Annotated in this window: 15 protein-coding genes; 3 read left to right on the top strand and 12 right to left on the bottom strand. The window is 71.9% G+C overall.

What is annotated here, in order from left to right:
• From VF665_RS00005 to VF665_RS00040, 8 genes are all read right to left on the bottom strand, one after another.
• On the bottom strand, positions 1-474 hold a 474-nt coding region (locus VF665_RS00005), incomplete at its 3' end, for a glycosyltransferase (RefSeq protein WP_331051338.1).
• The gene (locus tag VF665_RS00010; RefSeq protein WP_331051339.1) at positions 471-1,862 is read right to left on the bottom strand and encodes a hypothetical protein; all 1,392 of its coding nucleotides are present in this window, start codon (positions 1,860-1,862) and stop codon (positions 471-473) included. The genes VF665_RS00005 and VF665_RS00010, both read right to left, overlap by 4 nt.
• Complete coding sequence (locus VF665_RS00015) at positions 1,859-2,779, bottom strand: FkbM family methyltransferase (protein WP_331051340.1); 921 nt, start codon at positions 2,777-2,779, stop codon at positions 1,859-1,861. The genes VF665_RS00010 and VF665_RS00015 overlap by 4 nt, the downstream gene beginning before the upstream one ends.
• On the bottom strand, positions 2,769-3,428 hold the full coding sequence (locus VF665_RS00020; protein WP_331051341.1) for a class I SAM-dependent methyltransferase: 660 nt from the start codon (positions 3,426-3,428) through the stop codon (positions 2,769-2,771). The genes VF665_RS00015 and VF665_RS00020 overlap by 11 nt, the downstream gene beginning before the upstream one ends.
• The gene (locus VF665_RS00025; protein ID WP_331051342.1) at positions 3,425-4,540 is read right to left on the bottom strand and encodes a glycosyltransferase family 4 protein; all 1,116 of its coding nucleotides are present in this window, start codon (positions 4,538-4,540) and stop codon (positions 3,425-3,427) included. The genes VF665_RS00020 and VF665_RS00025 overlap by 4 nt, the downstream gene beginning before the upstream one ends.
• 940 nt (positions 4,541-5,480) lie before the next feature.
• Complete coding sequence (locus tag VF665_RS00030; protein ID WP_331051343.1) at positions 5,481-6,704, bottom strand: glycosyltransferase family 4 protein; 1,224 nt, start codon at positions 6,702-6,704, stop codon at positions 5,481-5,483.
• 22 nt (positions 6,705-6,726) lie between these two features.
• A complete protein-coding gene (locus tag VF665_RS00035) occupies positions 6,727-8,232 on the bottom strand; it encodes an MraY family glycosyltransferase (RefSeq protein WP_331051344.1) in 1,506 nt (501 codons plus the stop codon).
• Between the two features lie 163 nt (positions 8,233-8,395).
• Complete coding sequence (locus VF665_RS00040; RefSeq protein WP_331051345.1) at positions 8,396-9,325, bottom strand: ribose-phosphate pyrophosphokinase; 930 nt, start codon at positions 9,323-9,325, stop codon at positions 8,396-8,398.
• A 251-nt stretch (positions 9,326-9,576) separates the two neighbouring features.
• Here VF665_RS00040 and VF665_RS00045 point away from each other — a divergent pair, with 251 nt between their 5' ends.
• The 3 genes from VF665_RS00045 to VF665_RS00055 all read left to right on the top strand — a co-directional run bounded on the left by VF665_RS00045 (position 9,577) and on the right by VF665_RS00055 (position 11,572).
• A complete protein-coding gene (locus tag VF665_RS00045) occupies positions 9,577-10,395 on the top strand; it encodes an FRG domain-containing protein (RefSeq protein ID WP_331051346.1) in 819 nt (272 codons plus the stop codon).
• A gap of 160 nt (positions 10,396-10,555) precedes the next feature.
• Complete coding sequence (locus VF665_RS00050) at positions 10,556-10,819, top strand: hypothetical protein (protein ID WP_331051347.1); 264 nt, start codon at positions 10,556-10,558, stop codon at positions 10,817-10,819.
• A gap of 6 nt (positions 10,820-10,825) precedes the next feature.
• On the top strand, positions 10,826-11,572 hold the full coding sequence (locus VF665_RS00055; RefSeq protein ID WP_331051348.1) for a nucleotidyl transferase AbiEii/AbiGii toxin family protein: 747 nt from the start codon (positions 10,826-10,828) through the stop codon (positions 11,570-11,572).
• 1,141 nt (positions 11,573-12,713) lie between these two features.
• Here VF665_RS00055 and VF665_RS00060 read toward each other — a convergent pair.
• The 4 genes from VF665_RS00060 to VF665_RS00075 all read right to left on the bottom strand — a co-directional run.
• Complete coding sequence (locus VF665_RS00060; protein WP_331051349.1) at positions 12,714-13,331, bottom strand: hypothetical protein; 618 nt, start codon at positions 13,329-13,331, stop codon at positions 12,714-12,716.
• 26 nt (positions 13,332-13,357) lie between these two features.
• On the bottom strand, positions 13,358-15,472 hold the full coding sequence (locus tag VF665_RS00065) for a methyl-accepting chemotaxis protein (RefSeq protein ID WP_331051350.1): 2,115 nt from the start codon (positions 15,470-15,472) through the stop codon (positions 13,358-13,360).
• Complete coding sequence (gene trpA, locus VF665_RS00070) at positions 15,469-16,284, bottom strand: tryptophan synthase subunit alpha (protein ID WP_331051351.1); 816 nt, start codon at positions 16,282-16,284, stop codon at positions 15,469-15,471. The genes VF665_RS00065 and trpA overlap by 4 nt, the downstream gene beginning before the upstream one ends.
• Positions 16,262-17,041: HD-GYP domain-containing protein (locus tag VF665_RS00075; RefSeq protein ID WP_331051352.1), on the bottom strand; the 780-nt coding region annotated here is incomplete at its 5' end. The genes VF665_RS00075 and trpA, both read right to left, overlap by 23 nt.

The raw sequence follows: 17,041 nt of genomic DNA on the forward strand, positions 1-17,041 counted from the left end.
CGTGGCGTGCCGGGCCGTCAGCGCGGAGTTGGTGATGACGACCTCCGCCCTGGACGTCGTCGCGCGCTCGTCGCGCAGGGCGCCGCGGCGCGAACCCGCGTGCAGCGCGCGGCGCAGCGGGCGCCCGGCGATGCGGGGCGCGTACGCCGCGTGGACGTAGTGCAGCCACACCAGCGTGCCCGCCGCGCAGTTGCCGCCGTTGGCCACCACCACCGGGCGGCGTGCTTCCAGCATCCGCGCCACCCGCTGGCCCACGCGGTCCAGCAGCGGAAAGCCCAGCGTGTGCGAGCCCAGCGGCCGCGGCACGGCGTGCACGAGCACCTTCGGCTCGGCGGCCAGATCCTCCGCCACGCGGTGCGCCACCAGGTGCGTCTGGCGCCCGGAGCGGGCCAGGTACGAGGCGAGCGCGTAGTTGGCGGCGTCCATCCCCCCCGTCCGCACGAAGTCGCCGGCCACCACCACCCAGGGCCTCATGCCGCGTACGCCCGCGCCGCCGCCGCGGCCTGCCGCGCATGCCTGGCCGCCGCAAAGAGCGTGGCGTTCAGCAGCCAGAACTCCATTCCTGACTGCGAAAGAAAGATGGGATACGAAAAGGTGAGCGCCGCCGCGCCGATGGAGTAGGCCAGCACGATGGCGCCCCAGAACGGCAGGTCCGACGCTTCCGGCGACGGGGGGCGCGAGCGGGCGATGCCCCACGCCGTCCACAGCGCCACGGCCAGCGCGGCCAGGTACGCGAGCAGAAAGGGCGCGCCGCCGTCCACGATCCACCCCGCCCACTGGATCTCCACCCAGATCTGCTTGGTGGGCGGCCCGCCGCCGCCAAAGTAGGTGGCCGTCATCCCCCAGTGCCCCAGCCCCTCGCCCAGCGGCGCGTTGGGCAGCGTCTTGGTGAAGGCTTCTTCCAGAAAGTGCCCCCGGTTGTCGTAGTACACCTGCCCCGGCCTGCTGGCCACCAGCGTCGCCATCCGCTGCGCCACCGCCGCGCCGGCCATGTTCACCGCCGCGAAGTAGCCGGCCACCACCACGCCCACCACGCCCACCATCAGCATCGACAACCGCTTGAAGTCGCGCCGAAAGAGGAGCACGGCACCCACGGCGACCAGCGCGATGCCCGTCATTACCACCAGCGCGCGGACCTGGGAAAGGTACAGGCACATCACCCCCAGCCCGATGCTCCCCAGCGACGCCGCGAGCGCCAGCGGCTTGCGGCGCGTGAGAAAGAAGCCGACGCCCAGGAGCACGGCATACAGGCCGGAAATGGAGGCGCCGCCGGGCACGTCGGTCAACCCCATGGGGCGGAACACCTTGGCGCCGCTGGCCGTGGTGATCTTGAGCGATTCCACGTACCCCTTCCCCTTGCTTTCCACCACGGCGGAAACGGGGGGCTGAAAGGTGCCCGGACGATACACCTGCATCACTCCCAGCGCGGCGCTGAGCGTGTGAAAGCCCCACAGCACGAGCACCGCGCGGCGCAGCATGGCCAGGTCGATGCTGGTGAGCCGCGGCACCCAGAACAGGGGGCCCAGCACGGCGAGGTACAGCGCCACCTGCGCCACGCCCGCGGTAAGGCTGCGCGTGTCCGGATGAAAGATGCAGATGCCCACCGCCCCGAGCGCCGCCAGCGCGGGGCGAATGGCGGGGTACGGCCCGCCCCGGCCGCGCAGGCCAAAGACGAGCAGCAGGCTGGCGCCGAACGCCGCGATGCGCACGATGACGCGCGCCCAGCCGATGTCGCCCACGATGAGCGCCAGCTGGCAGAGAAGCTGGAACGCAATGAAGCCCGGCACCCACGGCGTGGGCCGCTTGGGCTTCTGCTGGGCGGCGATGCGGGCGAACGGCAGAGCGCGCGCGGCGCTGTTCACGCGCCCTCCTCCGCCGCCGTCCACAGCACGTGCGGCCACTCGCCCAGCGGCGACCGGCCGTCGAACGGCACGGGGCCGCCGGCCTCCGCGCGGCCGTACAGCGCCTGCCGCGTAGCCGCCGGCGCGGAGTCGCTCATCTCCCCCACGTACCCGGACTCGCGCATCATCTCCACCATCTCGCGCACCACGGCGTTCCGGTCGTCCCAGGTCCACGGGTGCAGTTCCACCAGCACGCGGCGGTAGCGGCGCGCGGCCAGCCCGCGGCGCATCCCGCGCAGCACCCACAACTCCGCGCCCTCCACGTCCACCTTTACCAGGTCCACCGCGCCCACGCCCTGCGCGTCCAGCAGGTCGTCCAGCGGCGCGCAGGGGACCTCGAAGACGTTGGTGCCGCCGTCCGGCAGCAGCGTGGAAGTGCCGAAGTTGCCGCCCTCCTCCGCGTAGCCGGAGAGCGCCGCCGTCCCCGTGCGGTCCGACGCCGCGGCGCGCACGACGGCCACCTGGCCCAGCCGGTTGCGGCGCACGTTCTCCTCCAGTTCGCCGGCCATGCGCGGGTCCGGCTCCAGCGCGACGACCCGTCCCCCCGCCCCCACCGCGGCCGCGGCCACCAGGACGAAGTAGCCCAGGTTGGCCCCCACGTCCACAAAGACGCCGCCGCGCGGCAGCGTGCGCAGCACCATGGCCGTCTCCACCGGCGCGTAGCGGCCCGTGACGCAGATTTCGCGGGCGATCAGGTTGCGCAGGTCGCAGCGGTACGTCATCCCCGCCCCTTCCGCGCCCAGCCTGTCCAGGAACGGCGGGACGCCGCGGTTGGCCAGCATGCTGAACGCGCGAAAGCGGCCCGCGGGAAGCCGGCGGATCAGGGCGCGCGCGGCGCGAAACCAGAGCGGCGCGGGAGCGAGCGTGTCAGCCGGCACGGCGCCCCGCCAGCAGCAGGTTGTCGCTCAGGGCACGCGGCCACGCCCTGGACAGGACCGACGGCCAGTGCCGCCCCGTCCCCGGCACGCGGCCGGACGCGCTGTACTCCACCGCGATCTCCGTCAATCCGGCTTCCGTGGCAATGCGGCGCAGGTCGGCCTCCAGCAGCGCGGTGATGTGGGCGGGATAGGACGCATCCTGAAAGTGCACGTGTTCGCCGCGCAGCAGAAAGGTGGCCTTGCTGAGCGCGCTGTGCTGGTTGGGCGTGGTGACGATCACCCATCCGCCGGGGCGCGCCAGGCGGGCGAGCATGCGCACGAAGGCGCGGGGATTTTCCAGGTGCTCAATAGTTTCCACCCCGCACACCACGTCGCCGGTGCCGTCCGGCAGGGGGACGTCGCCGCGGTCCAGGTCCAGCGCGTGGAACTCGCCCTCCGCGGGGAATCCCTCGTACCGCACCACGTCCACGCCCACGTATCGATCAAAATGAGGGCTGACGAACGGCCACAGCCGCCCCGCGCCGCACCCCACGTCCACGAGGGTGCCGCCGCCGGGGTGGCGCGCGGCCACGGCCCGTTCCGTCATGCGGTAGATGGCGTCGCCGCTGGTGCCCCGGCGTCGGCGCGCGCGCTCCTCCACTCCCGTCATCTGCCCCCCTCCGTCACGCTCGCCAGCACGTTCCGCATCCGCTCCATCTGCCGCGTGGGATCGCACAGTTCTCTCGCGCGGCCGGGCCCCGCCGCGCCCAGCCGCGTCCGCAGCCCCGCGTCGCCGATCAGCGTGCGCAGCGCATCCGCCAGCGCCGCGGCGTCGCCCGGCGGAACGAGGATGCCGGTGGCCTCGTTCACCACCTCCAGGCTGCCGCCCATCGCGGAGCCCACCACGGGGCGGGCCACCTGCATCGCCTCCACGAAGGTGATGCCGAACGGCTCCGGGCCCAGGTTGGGCTGGCAGACCACGTCCGCCGCGGCCATGAGCGCGGGCACGTCGGAGCGCTGGCCCAGAAAGCGTACGCGCCCGCCGATCCCGAGTTCCTCCACCCGGGCGCGCAGGGCGTCCAGGTACGCACCTTCCTCCGGGCGCTGCGGGCCGCCGGCGATCCAGCACGTCCACGCGGCCTCGTTTCGCAGAAGGCCGAGCGCATCCAGCAGGACGCGGTGCCCCTTCCACGGTTCCATGCGGCTCGCCTGCAGCAGCACCACCTGGTCCAGTTCCGCTTCCAGCACTGTGCGGAGCACCAGGGGACGCAGCGGGTCCGCGGGCCGTGGCGCAACGGCGGGATGCACCACTTCGCTCCGAATGCCGCTCCACATCCGGCCCAGCGTTTCCGCGGCAAAGCGGCTGGTGCAGAGCGCCACCGCCGGCCGCGTGCGCCGCGCCAGCCGGTCCGCCCACGTCCTGCCCGTCACGGCGTCGTGCAGCCAGAACGCGACGGGAACGCCGCGCGCGCGCGCCACGGGGGCAAAGATGCCATGCGTCCATGACGAGTGACAGACCACCACGTGCGGCCGCCGCGCCTCGATTGCGTCCCCCAGCGCCCGCCGTGCGCGGATCACGCTCCGCGGCCGGCTCATGCGCACGGGGCCCAGCAGGTGCAGCGGGGCGCCCGCCGCGCGCAGTTCCTCCGCCAGGCGCCCTTCGAAGCAGAGCGCGAACGACTGGTCCATCTCCAGGACCGCCTCCGCCGCAAACGCCGCCAGCATGCGCTCCACGCCGCCGTACAGGTTGCCGGCGTAGACGTGCATCACCCGGAGCGTCACGCGCCCTCTCGGGGGTACGGCGCGATGAGAATCATGGAGATCGGAAGGCGGCGTTGGGTCATGGAGCGGATGAACATCCGGTGGACACGCGTTCTCGCGCCCCCGTCGCACGATCCGCTCCGCGCGGCGGCGATGGCGATGAAACACGGTGCCGCGCACGCCACAGCCCGCGTCCGAGAGGTTCCCGCACGGACGGCCGCGCTCGCCTCGCGCCGCGGCACTCGAGCGGCATCCTTCGCGAAGCGTCCACGGGATTGTTTCGCCTCACGCCTCGGCACTTGGGCGTCACCCTGAGCAGCCCGGCGTCGGGGAGGTGCCCTGCGGACAACAGCGCTCGCCTCGCACCGAGGTTACCGTGCGGACACCCGTGCTCGCCTCATACCTCGGAGCCGGAGCGTCATGCTGAGCAGCCCGGCGTCGGAGAGGTACCGTGCGCACACCCGTGCTCGCCTCGCGCCTCGGCGTTTGGACGTCATCCTGAGCGGAGCGCTGCGCCGGACCGTCAGCCGCTCCAAACCGTGGCGCGTAGTCGAAGGATCCCGCCGGGACCGTCGGGTGCACCATGGCTGCGCGGCGTGCCCCGAACTCCCCGCCGCGTCGGACGGACCGCGGCGTGCCACGCAGTCACTCGTTCATGAGCGCAGTCCGTGGCGGGATCCTTCAGTCGGCGCCAGACTCGGAGTACTCGGAGAGCTTCGGGCGGCGCCTCCTTCAGGATGACACTCGTGCTCCGGGGCGATCGGCAGGCACGGTGTAGCGACACGCTCTCGGGATGACGCTCACGCATCGGGGCGATCGGCAAGCCCAGTGTCTCTACACGCTCTCAGGACGACAGCGTTTTGTGCTGCAACAGCATGTCGGTAACGGCGTGTATCCCCCGCACCAACTGTCGTCGCGAGCGAAGCGTCTCGCGCCGGTCCGTCGAGCCGACGCGCGGACGTCAGCGCGGCGGCGGTGCGGGAGCGAGCGAACGATACAGGGGCGCCATCTGCCGCGCGAGGCGGGCGCGGTCAAAGTCGCGCAGCGCAGTTTCGCGCCCGCGGCGTCCCAGTTCCGCGCGCAGGGCGGGATCGGCGGCGAGGCGCTGGATGGCGGAGGACAAGGACGCCGCGTCTCCCGGCACGGCGGTGAGCGCATCGTGCTCCGGGTGCACGATCTCCCGCGCGCCGCCCGCATCGCTCACGATCAGCGCACGCCCGCACGCCATCGCCTCCGCGATCACCAATCCGAACGGCTCCGGCTGCGTGCTCGCGTGCACCACCACGTCCAGCGCGCGCATGGCCGCCGCGGGATCCTCCACCAGCCCCGTAAACCCCACGCGATCCGCGATCCCCAGATCCGCCGCCCGCCGGCGCAGGTCATCCACCGACACCTCGCTCCCCGCGGTGCGGTAGATTCCGCCCCCGACCACGTACCCGCGGACCGCCGCATCCGCCGGAAGCGCGGCCAGGGCGCGCAGAAACACCTCGTGCCCCTTCCACAGCCCCATCGTGGCCACCAGCCCCACGTTCACGGTGGAAGGCGGCGCGGGCCGCAGTCCCGCGCGCGCGGCGAGGTCCAGCGCCTCCCCCTCCGGCCGGAAGCGCGACAGGTCGACGGCGTTCAGCACAGTGTGGACAGCGAACCCCGCGCCGAACGCCGTCCGCGCGTCCGCCGCGACCGCGTCCGACACGGCGAGGGCCGCCGCGCACCGCCCCGCCGCCGCGCGCAGCAGCCCGCGCATGGCCGGCCGCGCGGAAACGAAGTCGTGCAGGTGCCACACCACGGGAACGCCCCGCGGCCCCGCCCCGGCGGCCAGCAGGTGCATCTTGAACCCGTTCGTGTGGATGATGTCCGGCGCCAGATCCCCCAGCATGCGCCGCAGGCGCAGCGCGTACGCCGCGGCGGCGGGCCCGGCGGCGGCCATCCCCGCCAGCAGCCCGGCACGCCCCATCCCCCCGGCCGCGGACCCCGCGTCGCCCAGCGACGACAGCGCGCGCGGAAACGGCAGCAGGCGCGACTCCACGCCCAGCTCGCGCACCCGCCCCAGCAGCGGCCCGTCCTCCCCCGCGACGACGCAGAGGGACCACGACGGCTGCGCCGAGCGCAGGCTGGCGAGCAGATCCAGAAGGGCGCGCTCGGCGCCGCCCAGCGCGCCCGAGGCGCTCAGATACACGATCTTCACGGGAGAATCCGACGGCCGGCCCTCAGGCGAGGGCGGAGGCGGCGGTATGCGCGGGGGGCACGCGGCGGGGGCGTTCGGGCGCGGCGTGGACGGGCGGCGGGGCGCGGTCCGCGCGCAGCCACTCGCCCACGGCGTGGGCAAGCACGCGCGCGGTGCGGTCCGCCGTCAGCAGGCGCAGGTCGTCGGGCGCCTCCGTCCACACCCGCAGCACGTACGGGTCGGTGGACGCGCCATCCTCGTCCACCGGGCACTCCAGCTTCCACGCGCTCGCCGCACTGGCCCGCGGAAGCTCGCCGCGCCCGCCCTCGCGCGACGACTCGCGGCAGACGGTGATGTACAGCAGTCCGAGCGCGGGTGCGTTGTCCTGCAGAATGGCCTGCACGTGCAGCAGCGACTCGGCGGTGGGGAGCACCTGCGCCACGTCGCGGGCGTGAATCTGGTCGCGGATGCTCTGCCGCAGCCCGCGCATGCCGGAGTGCACCACGGCGCCCGCCTCCACGAACTCGTGGTACCCCAGGCGCTTGATGGCGAACAGAAGGAGGAGGACGGAAAGCGCCGCCCCCGCCACCGCGGCGCCGGCCACCAGCGACGGCGGCCCGAACGCCAGCAGCACGCCGAGAACGGCGAGCGTGGCCGCGGCCACGTACATCAGCACCACGGCGCGCACGTGCGTCACACCCATCGCCAGCAGCTGGTGGTGCAGGTGCCGCTCGTCCGCGCCGAACACCGGCGTGCCGCGCAGCCACCGCCGCACGATGGCGAGCAGCGTGTCCAGCAGCGGCAGCGCCAGCACCAGCAGAGGCACGCAGACCACCACCGCCGCGGTGCTCTTGGTGGAGCCGTGCACGGAAAGCACCGCCAGCATGAAGCCCACGAACAGGCTTCCCCCGTCGCCCAGAAAGATGCGCGCGGGGCGAAAGTTGTAGCGCAGAAAGCCGGCGAGGGCGCCGCCCAGCGCGGCGCACCCCAGCGCCACCTCCAGATTGCCCAGCACCAGCGCCACGGCCAGCGTGGTGGCCAGCGCCACCAGGCCGATCCCCGTCGCCAGCCCGTCCAACCCGTCGATCAGGTTGAAGGCGTTGGTCACGCCCACGATCCACAGCAGCGTGAGCGGCAGCGCCAGCGCGCCCACCTGCATGGACGCCTCGCCAAAGCTCACCGCCTCAATGCGGAACCCGAAGGCGTACGCCACCACCGCCGCCGCGCACTGCGCCAGCAGCTTGAGCGAGGGGCGCAGGTTCACCAGGTCGTCCGTGAGCCCGGCCGCAAAGAGCAGCGTTCCCGCCAGCAGCGCGCCCACAAAGAACCGGTCCGGCCCCGCCAGCCCGCCCGGCGCCAGCGCGCCCGCCACGAGCCCCGCCGTCGTCGCGATCCACACCGCGATGCCGCCCAGCCGCGGCACGCGGCGCTCCGCGGCCGAGGGGCGCACATGCCCGTACAGCCCGTACCCGGTCACCACCCGCGCCACGGCGGGGGTCACCAGCAGGGCCACGAGGGCGGCGGTCGCAAAGACGAGAAGGACGGGCAAGGGCGGTCGGCCGGAGGAATCGGGGCGGGAACAGCGGCCCGGCGGCGCACAAAGTGGCCGCGCACGGTGCAACTGTTGTGCGGTTCAGCATTTACAGTAGCCCCGAACGCGCGCGGGGTCAAGACATCTGTCTCTCTGTGCTACTGATAGATGTATCAGCTGTTCAGAACAGCGACTCCAGCGACCGCGACGACGACAGGTTGCGCAGCGCACCCGCCAGCAGCGGCGCGACGGAAACCACGTGCAGAACCCCGTGGCCCTCCTCCGGCGGAGGCACCGTGTCCGTCACGCAGAGCCGGGAGACGCCGGCGTCGCGCAGCCGCTGCACCGCGCCGTCGCGCAGCAGGCCGTGCGTGGCGGCCACCAGGAACCCCGTGGCGCGGGCGTCGCGCAGAGCGGCGATGCTTTCCACCAGCGTGCCCCCCGTGCTGATCATGTCGTCGATGATCAGGCAGGTGCGCCCGCGCACCTCGCCCACCAGGTGCGTGACGCGCGTGTCCGATCCGGATTCGCGGCGCTTGTGCAGCACCGCCAGGGGCAGGTCCAGCCGCGCGGCGTACTCCGTGGCCAGCTTTACCCGCCCGGCGTCGGGCGACACCACCACGGCGTCCGCGGGAAGCTCCGGCTTGAGCGCCGCGCACAGCGTGGGCACGGCGGTGAGCGTATCGAATGGGCCGGGAAAGAAGCCCTCGATCTGCGCCGTGTGCAGGTCCACCGTCACCACGTGGTCAATGCCGGCCTCGCGCATGAGCAGCGACACCAGGCTGGCGGTGATGGGCTCGCGGCGGCCGGTGCGCTTGTCGGAGCGCGCGTAGCCGTAGTAGGGCACCACGGCGTGGATGCGCCCCGCCGCGGCGCGCCGGAACGCGTCGGCAAAGATCAGGAGCTGCATGGAGTTGTCGTTCACCGGCGGGCAGGTGGGCTGCAGCAGGTACACGTCCCTGCCCCGCACCGATTCGCCCAGGTGCACGGACGTTTCGCCGTCGGGAAACCGCTCCACCCGGCAGGAGCCCAGCTGCACGCCCAGCTCCGCGGCCACCGCGGCGGCCAGCGCGGGATTCCCCGTGCCGGCGAACAGGATCATCTCCGCCATCCGCTCCTCGTCATCCCCCGATGTCCGTCCGTCCCGCACTCGTCGCGCGCCAACATGCACAGCCCCTGCCCGCCCGCGCAAACCCGTCCCGTTCCGTTCTCTCCCCCTCGCCTCCGCGTCCGGAGGGAAGCCGTGGGGCAGGATCCGGCCGGCGGACAGAGCGGGTGAACGGGCGCTGAGGCGGCGTGCGTACGCTTGTTGCCGGGATCGGCCGCACGGAACGGGCAAAGCAACGGGCCAGCGGGAGAATGATGGCGGACATCCGGGTGGAAAGCTGGGCCGAGCTGAACGAGCAGCTGTACGAGAGCGCGTTCAACGAGCAGATCGGGCGCATCCGCTCGCCGCACGTGTACCGCGGGGTGAGCAGCGCGTCGTACCCCCTCACCACCAGCCTGTACCGGCTGGGGGGCGACTACGCGCGGATGGAGCAGCACCTGCTGCGCAACTTTCGCAAGTACGCGCCGGGGGAGTACCGGGCCAGCGACTCCATCTGGAACTGGATGGCGCTGGGGCAGCACCACGGACTGCCCACGCGGCTGCTGGACTGGACCTTTTCGCCGCAGATCGCCATGCACTTCGCCACGGCGCGGCTGGACCAGTTCGGGCGCGACGGGGTGATCTGGATGGTGGACTTTGGCGCGGTGCACGCGCGTCTCCCCGCTCCGCTGCTGGCGCAGATGGAGGCGGAGCAGGCCAACGTGTTCACGGTAGAGATGCTGCAGCGCAGCGCGCAGACGCTGGAGGAGTTCGACGCGCTGGACGGGGAGCCGTTCGCGCTCTTTTTTGAGCCGCCGTCGCTGGACCAGCGCATCGTGAACCAGTATGCGGCGTTCGCGGTCATGTCGAGCCCGCACGCCACCATGGCGGAGTGGCTGGAGGCGCACCCGGAGCTGTTCCGCCGCATCATCATTCCCGCGGAGCTCAAGTGGGAGGTGCGCGACAAGCTGGACCAGGCGAACGTGACCGAGCGCGTGCTGTTTCCCGGCCTGGACGGGCTGAGCGCGTGGCTGCGGCGGTACTACAGCCCCCGCGGCGAAATCCCGCTCCCCGAAGAGCAGCGCCGTCCCTGAGACCGCTCCATTCCGCTTCCCGGCGCGCAACGGCGGTGCACACGGAGGATGCGCGGATGCCGGAGGATCGCGGGGGAACTGCGGGGCGGATGAGGATCGGCCTTGCCCGGGCGCCCCTCCGGCGGCATCGTTGACGGACTCTGACCGGAGCGGATTGTCGATGGAAACACGAGATCGTCCCTACACCTACGGCGATTTCCCGGAACTCTTCTGGGATCTGCAGAAGGACGTCGCCATCGACGGCACCGATCCGCTCGTCATTGCCCGCGTTCTGCGCGAAGGCAACCTGGAGCACGTCCGCCGGATTGTTCCCACGCGCGCATTGGTTGAGCGTTTCGATGAACTCGTGCTGCCGCGCAACGTGCGGATCTTCTGGGAACTCGTCGTCGACAGGCTTCGGCAGCGGGCCGACATCCCGGCCTAGCAGACGGTGCTGACTCCCCTTCCCGGCGTCATCACGCCCACCCACAAAACTCTCATGCGGCTCGTGGCTGAAGCCGCCCGCATGCACGGATTCCCCTCGCTGCACCTGGAAGGGGGAACCGCGCTTTCTGCGTACTTCATCGGGCACCGTGAATCGGAAGACCTAGATTTTTTTGGCGATCCCGATTTTCACGCGCTCGGGTTTATAGCCCTTCTTGCCCCGGTGCTGGAGCAAGCCGGCTTTGTGCTTGAAACCGTGGGATCCCCCAGCCCCTTTCACGCTCGCGCCCTCGCACACGAAGCGGGTTCCGGGACCGTCATCAAGCTGGATCTCGGCGCGGGATCGTCCTTTCAACTCGCGCCCCGCGAGCCGACCAGCGAGGTGATCACGGTGGCGTCGTACCGTGATCTCTGCGCGGGCAAGCTGCACGCGATCTGTGACCGGTTCGAGGTTCGCGACTTCATCGACCTCCATGCGATTCTCACCCGGCCGGATGCGCAGGGCTCCACGCCCCCGTCAGGGGAGGTGCATCGAAGAGCGCGGGCGATCATTGTGGATCTGATCCAGTCTGATCCCGGTCTCGATCCGGCGATCATCGGTGCAGCGGTCGCGAACGGACGGGGGCGGGGCATTCTCCAGGCGTTCCCACTCCGATTGCTGCATGACTACGACGAATCAGCTATCCAGCAAAGCATTCGCGTGGTGCTGGAAGCTTGTGCCGATTTGACCGACCCTCGCCTTCCGGCACTGTAACGAAACGCACCTGGGACCAACCCTCATCAGTTCCCACACGGCCTCCGCTCCCGCGCGTCCTCCCGCGTGAGGTGCAGTTGATACGAATCGGCAAAAGTTCGTGCCTACCAACGGACCACTCCGAACGAGCCACCGTCGTTGATCTAGCGGGAGGAGCGGCGCCAACGGGCACGAACTTCTCGGAGCCGTAGCAGCGCCGAGGTGGGCGGCAGGACCGGCGGGGCGGACGTTGCCGGCGCGGGGGGAGGCGCGAACTGCCGTCAGGCGCACGGGACCTGTCACGTCAGGCGCACCGAAATTCTCCACCCGCCTCGGACTTCGAGTGTCATTCTGAGCGAGGCGCCGCGCCGCACCGTCCGTCACACCAGACTCTGGCGCCGACCGAAGAATCCCGCGCCACCGCATCCCATGCACGCCCGGTTGCGCGCCGCGCTCGGACCCTGCGGGTGCGGCGGGAGAGGCTGGAGCACGCCACGCCGGCCCGCGGCGCGGCGGACGTTTCGGTCCGGGATTCTTCAGTCGCGCATGAACGCGGTGCCGGGGAAAGTGCCGCGCACGCTCCTTCAGAATGACGCCCCGGCGCCGAAGTGGGGGGCAGGACACCGGTGGAGCGGACGTGCCGCTGCTGGGCGGCGCGGGCGGCGTAACCGGACATCAGGCGCACCGGGATTCCTCACCCGGATCGGACTTCGGGTCTCATTCTGAGGGAGGCGCCGCGCCGCACCTTCCGTCACGCCAGGCTGTGGCGCCGACCGAACAATCCCGCGCCACCGCATTCGCTGCACGCCCGGCTGCGCGCCGCGTACAGACGCTACGGGTACGGCGGGAGAGGCTGGAGCACGCCGCGCCGGCCTGCGGCGCGGCGGACGTTTCGGTCCGGGATTCTTCAGTCGCGCATGAACGCGGTGCCGGGGAAAGCGCGGCGCACGCTCCTTCAGAATGACGCCCCATACGAATCGGCAAAAAGTTCGTGCCTACCAACTGACCACTCCGAATGAGTCACGGTCGTTGACCTAGCGGGGGAGGAACGGTGCCAACGGGCACGAACGTCCTCGGAGCCGTATGAGACCGTCTGGCCTGAACAGAAAGCCGCGCCCCTGCATGGAAGCAGAGGCGCGGCTTGTTTTCCCCAGGATTCCGGTCAGCAGTGCGTGGAGTAGGCCTTTTCCATCAGCCGGGCCCGCGCGCGAGACTCGGGCGTGGGGCCCAGCAGGTTGGTTTCCTGGCAGGCGTAGTTCACGAACGTGTCGCCGGGCGTGTTGAACAGCCGGTCGTGCCGCGCGCCCACCTGAATGAACAGCCACTGCCGCGACAGGTCCGCGTCCGGCGCGCGGCGCACCATCATCCGCAGCGCGGGAACCGGGCCCTCCTGCTCCCCGCGCAGCTGCCGCAGCACGATGGTGCGCTCCGACAGGCTGTCCGTCGTCCACCCCTCGCGCCCGTCCAGCGGCCGCCCCAGCCCCGCCGCCACGAACAGCTCGCGCAGCGTCCCGCGCTCCCCGATTCCCGCCGGAACGCCGCTGCGCAGCCGCCCGCTCTGCACCATCACCACCACGCTGTCGGAAAAGATCTCGTACGTGCCGCGGAACTCGCCCGTGAGCGGATACGTGGACGGGATGGAGTTGATGTGGAACGGCACCGCCTCGCCCGCGGCCCGCATGCGCGCCGGAGCCAGGGACGCATCCGCGGGCCCGGCGGCGCGCAGCGAGCACAGAATGGCGGCCGCGGCGGCGGCGCCCAGGACCATTCGCCTGATCATCAGCGGAAAAGGGAAAAGGAAGGGAATCAGGCGACTTCGTTCAGCCGCGCGATGTAGCCCGTCAAGCGCTGGGACACGTCGGAGAGCGATGCGGTGGCCTGCTCAATCTGCTCCAGCGTTTCCGCCTGCGCGGCCGCCGCCTCGGCCACCGCGCTGGCGCCCTCGCCGTTGGCGTCCGCGATCTCCGCCACCGCGCCGAACTCCTCGCGCAGCCCGGAAATGCGCCGCCGCTGCTCGTCCGCGCGGCCGGCCATGCGCACCGTAAGCCCCTCGGCGCCCTCCGCCGCGGCCACGATGCGGTCCACCGATTCCAGCGCCGTGCGCGACAGGTCGCCCACCCCCTGCAGCCGCGACGCGCCCTGCTGCATGCGCCCCAGCGCCGTCGCCATCTGCCCGCGCACGCCGTCCACCATGTCGCGCGCCTGCACCGCGGCCCGCCCCGTGTCGTCCGCCAGCTTGCGCACCTCGTCGGCCACCACGGCAAAGCCGCGGCCGTGCTCCCCCGCGCGGGCCGCCTCGATGGCCGCGTTCAGCGCCAGCAGGTTGGTCTGGTCCGCGATGCCCCGGATCGTTTCCACCACCGAGGCGATCTGCGCCGAGGTTCCGGCCAGCGCCCCCATCGCGCGCGCCTCCGCGTCCACGAAGTCGCGCAGGTCCACCAGCCGCCCGATCGCTTCCGCGATCGCGCCGCGGTTCTCCGACGCCAGCCGGCGCGTGTCGCGGCTGGCCTCCGCCGTTTCCCCCGCGTCGGTAGACATGGCGTCCGCCGAGCCCGCCAGCTCCTCCGTGAGCCGCAGCCCGAACGCCGTGCGCCGCCCCTGGTCCGCGATCCGCTGCCGGATGTCCGCCGCCGTGCTCGCCACCCCCTGCCCGCTTTCGCGCAGGCTGGTCAGCCGCCCGCCCAGCGTGCGCAGCGCCGCATCCATCTCCCGCGCGCTGTCCGTCATGGGCCGCACCAGCCCGTCCAGCTGCAGCGCCAGGGCCAGCTGCCGCGCGAACCGCTCCACCAGCCGGTGCTCCGCGCTGCGGTACACGTCGGGCCGGTGGTGCGCCACCTCCAGCAGCCCCAGCGCGTTGCGCCCGTACAGCAGCGGCTGCAGCACCAGCGAGCGCACCGGCAGAGCGGGGTCGCCCCCCCCGCGGTGCAGGTCCGTCATGGCCACCGCCTGCCCGGTGCTGAATGCACGCTCCCGCAGCGGCTGCAGCGCTTCCAGCCCCTCGGGGTCCGCCAACGGCGGATGCACCATCACCAGCTGGCCCTGGCGGACGGCGTACACGTGCAGCCAGCGCCACTCGATCAGCCGCCCCGCCATTTCCTCGATGCGCGCCATGCTCTCGGCCAGCGGCATGCCGGCGGTAATCACCGCCTCCATCGCGGCCACTTTGCGCAGCTCCTCCGACGAGATCGCCTCCACCACCAGCGCCCGCGACAGCAGCCCGCTGAACCCCACGAAGACCACGATCACCAGCGGCCCCAGCCCGCCCAGAAACGCGAAGGCCGCGGCCACCGCCATCGTCCCCAGAAAGGCCAGCACCGCGGACACGATCTCGTAGCGGAACAGGACGTTGCGCTCCGAGGCGGTCAGCTTGCCGCGAAAGATCAGCGAGAAGTAGAAGAGGCCGCGGCTGGCGGCGAAGTAGCAGAGAAAAAAGACGATCAGGACGGGGAGCCCGGCCACCGAAAAGGCCGGCGCGTAGTTGTGGTCCAGGTCCGCCGGCGACAGCCCCACCAGGTGCGAGGCCAGAACGTACCCGCCCACCCCGGCGGCGGCGGCCAGCGCCTCGCGCCCGGCGTTCACCCCCGTGGCGAACCACACCTTGCGCCGCAGCAGGTCGCCTGCGGCCGTCCCCACCCAGGCCGCGAACACGGCGGCGGCCGGCTCGCCCAGCAGGGTGAGCGCGCCCACCGGCACCACCGTCATGGTGACGTAGCTGAACTTGGAAAGCTGCACCGAGCCCGTCCGCAGCGCCGCCACGGCCACCGCGCCCGCCAGCGCGCCCAGGACCCCCCACACCCCCGGCGCCCACCGCAGCGCCGAAAGCAGGGCCAGCACCGCGGCCGCGGCCCCGGCGGCCAGCAGAAAGCGCGCGTATCCCTGGAGCAGCCGCACCGTGGCGGCCGGCAGACGGGGCTCGTTCACGGCCGGCGCGCGCCGTCCACCGCCTGGCGCAGCGCGCGCACAAAGCGGCGGCCCTCGTCCACCCCGCCGGTGCGCAGCGTTTCCACCAGTGCGCTCCCCACCACCACCCCGTCCGCCACCCGCGCCACCGTGGCCGCCTGCTCCGGCGTGCTGATGCCGAAGCCCACCGCCACCGGCACCGAAGTCACGGCCCGCAGCGCCTCCACCTCCGCCGCCAGCCCCTCCTGCAGCTCCACCTGCGCGCCGGTGACCCCCGTCCGCGAGACGTAGTACAGAAAGCCGCGCGACGCCGCCGCGATCTCCCGCACCCGCGCGGGCGTCGTCGTCGGCGCCACGAGGCGGATCAGGTCCAGCGGCGACGCGGCAAAGCGCGCCTCCAGCTCCGGGTCCGCCCCCACGGGCAGGTCCGTCAGCAGCACCCCCTGCGCCCCCGCGGCGTGCGCGTCGGTCAGAAACGCGTCCACGCCGTGGCGCAGAACGGGGTTCATGTAGGTAAAGAGCACGACGGAGGTGCGGTGCCGCGCGCGGAACCGGGCCAGCTGGTCCAGCGTCCAGCGCATGTCCACCCCCTGCGCGATCGCCTCGAACGACGAGCGCTGAATGGTGGGCCCGTCCGCCAGCGGGTCGCTGAAGGGGATGCCCAGCTCGATGACGTCCGCGCCCTCTTCCGCCAGCGCGTCCAGCAGCGCGGCGGTGTCGGAGGTGCGGGGGTGCCCCGCGGTCACGTAGGGGATCAGGGCGGCGCGGCCCTCCGCGCGGGCGGCCGCAAAGGCGTGGTGCAGCGAGGGATCAGACGAAGTAGTCGCCGACATGCAGTCCGTAGCGCTCCGGATCGGTGGTCTTGATGATGCTTCTGAGGGGGCGCCCGGTCGCCGGGTCCAGCTCGGCCAGGTCCAGCGTGCGGGGCGGCTCCAGCCGGATCCCCAGCGAGTCGTAGATCACCTGCACGATGGGCTGGTGCAGCGACTCCGCCCGCGGGTTGCGCGCCGTGACCACCGCCAGCTCAAAGCTGTCCAGGATCACCACGCTTCCCACGGGATAGATCCCCGTCATGCTGATGAACGCCTTTACCAGCAGCGGGTCAAAGCCGCGGTTGGGGTTGTCGCGCATTTCGCGCAGCACCTTGTCCGCCGGCCAGGGCTGGCTCTGGTAGCTGCGCTTGCTGGTGGCCGCGTCAAAGCCGTCGGCGATGGCCACGATGCGGCTGAACAGCGTGGGCTGCCGCGGGCGCACGCTGACCGGGTACCCGGTCTGGTCCAGCTTCATGTGGTGCTCGTACGCCATCAGCATGGCGCGCAGGGGAAGCTCCGCCAGGCCGCGCATGTCGAACAGCTGCAGCAGCCCCTCGGCCGGGTGCTCCTTGAGGATGGCGAACTCCGGCTCGGTGAGCGCCCCGGGCTTGTTGATGAGTTCCACCGGCATGCGCACCTTGCCCACGTCGTGCAGCAGCGCGCCCAGCCCCAGTTCGTACAGCTGGTGCTTGTGCAGCCCCAGCTTCTTGCCCAGTGCGACGCTGAAGATGCAGACGTTCACCGAGTGGGTGAAGGTGTACTCGTCGTAGTCGCGCAG

The organism is Longimicrobium sp., from assembly GCF_036387355.1.
Classification (GTDB): domain Bacteria; phylum Gemmatimonadota; class Gemmatimonadetes; order Longimicrobiales; family Longimicrobiaceae; genus Longimicrobium.

Excerpts from the sequence above, each read along its gene's own strand:
- VF665_RS00020 (WP_331051341.1), bottom strand. The coding sequence starts at position 3,428 with ATGACGGGAGTGGAGGAGCGCGCGCGCCGACGCCGGGGCACCAGCGGC.
- VF665_RS00040 (WP_331051345.1), bottom strand. The coding sequence starts at position 9,325 with ATGGCGGAGATGATCCTGTTCGCCGGCACGGGGAATCCCGCGCTGGCC.
- VF665_RS00045 (WP_331051346.1), top strand. The coding sequence starts at position 9,577 with ATGGCGGACATCCGGGTGGAAAGCTGGGCCGAGCTGAACGAGCAGCTG.
- VF665_RS00050 (WP_331051347.1), top strand. The coding sequence starts at position 10,556 with ATGGAAACACGAGATCGTCCCTACACCTACGGCGATTTCCCGGAACTC.
- VF665_RS00060 (WP_331051349.1), bottom strand. The coding sequence starts at position 13,331 with ATGATCAGGCGAATGGTCCTGGGCGCCGCCGCCGCGGCCGCCATTCTG.
- trpA (WP_331051351.1), bottom strand. The coding sequence starts at position 16,284 with ATGTCGGCGACTACTTCGTCTGATCCCTCGCTGCACCACGCCTTTGCG.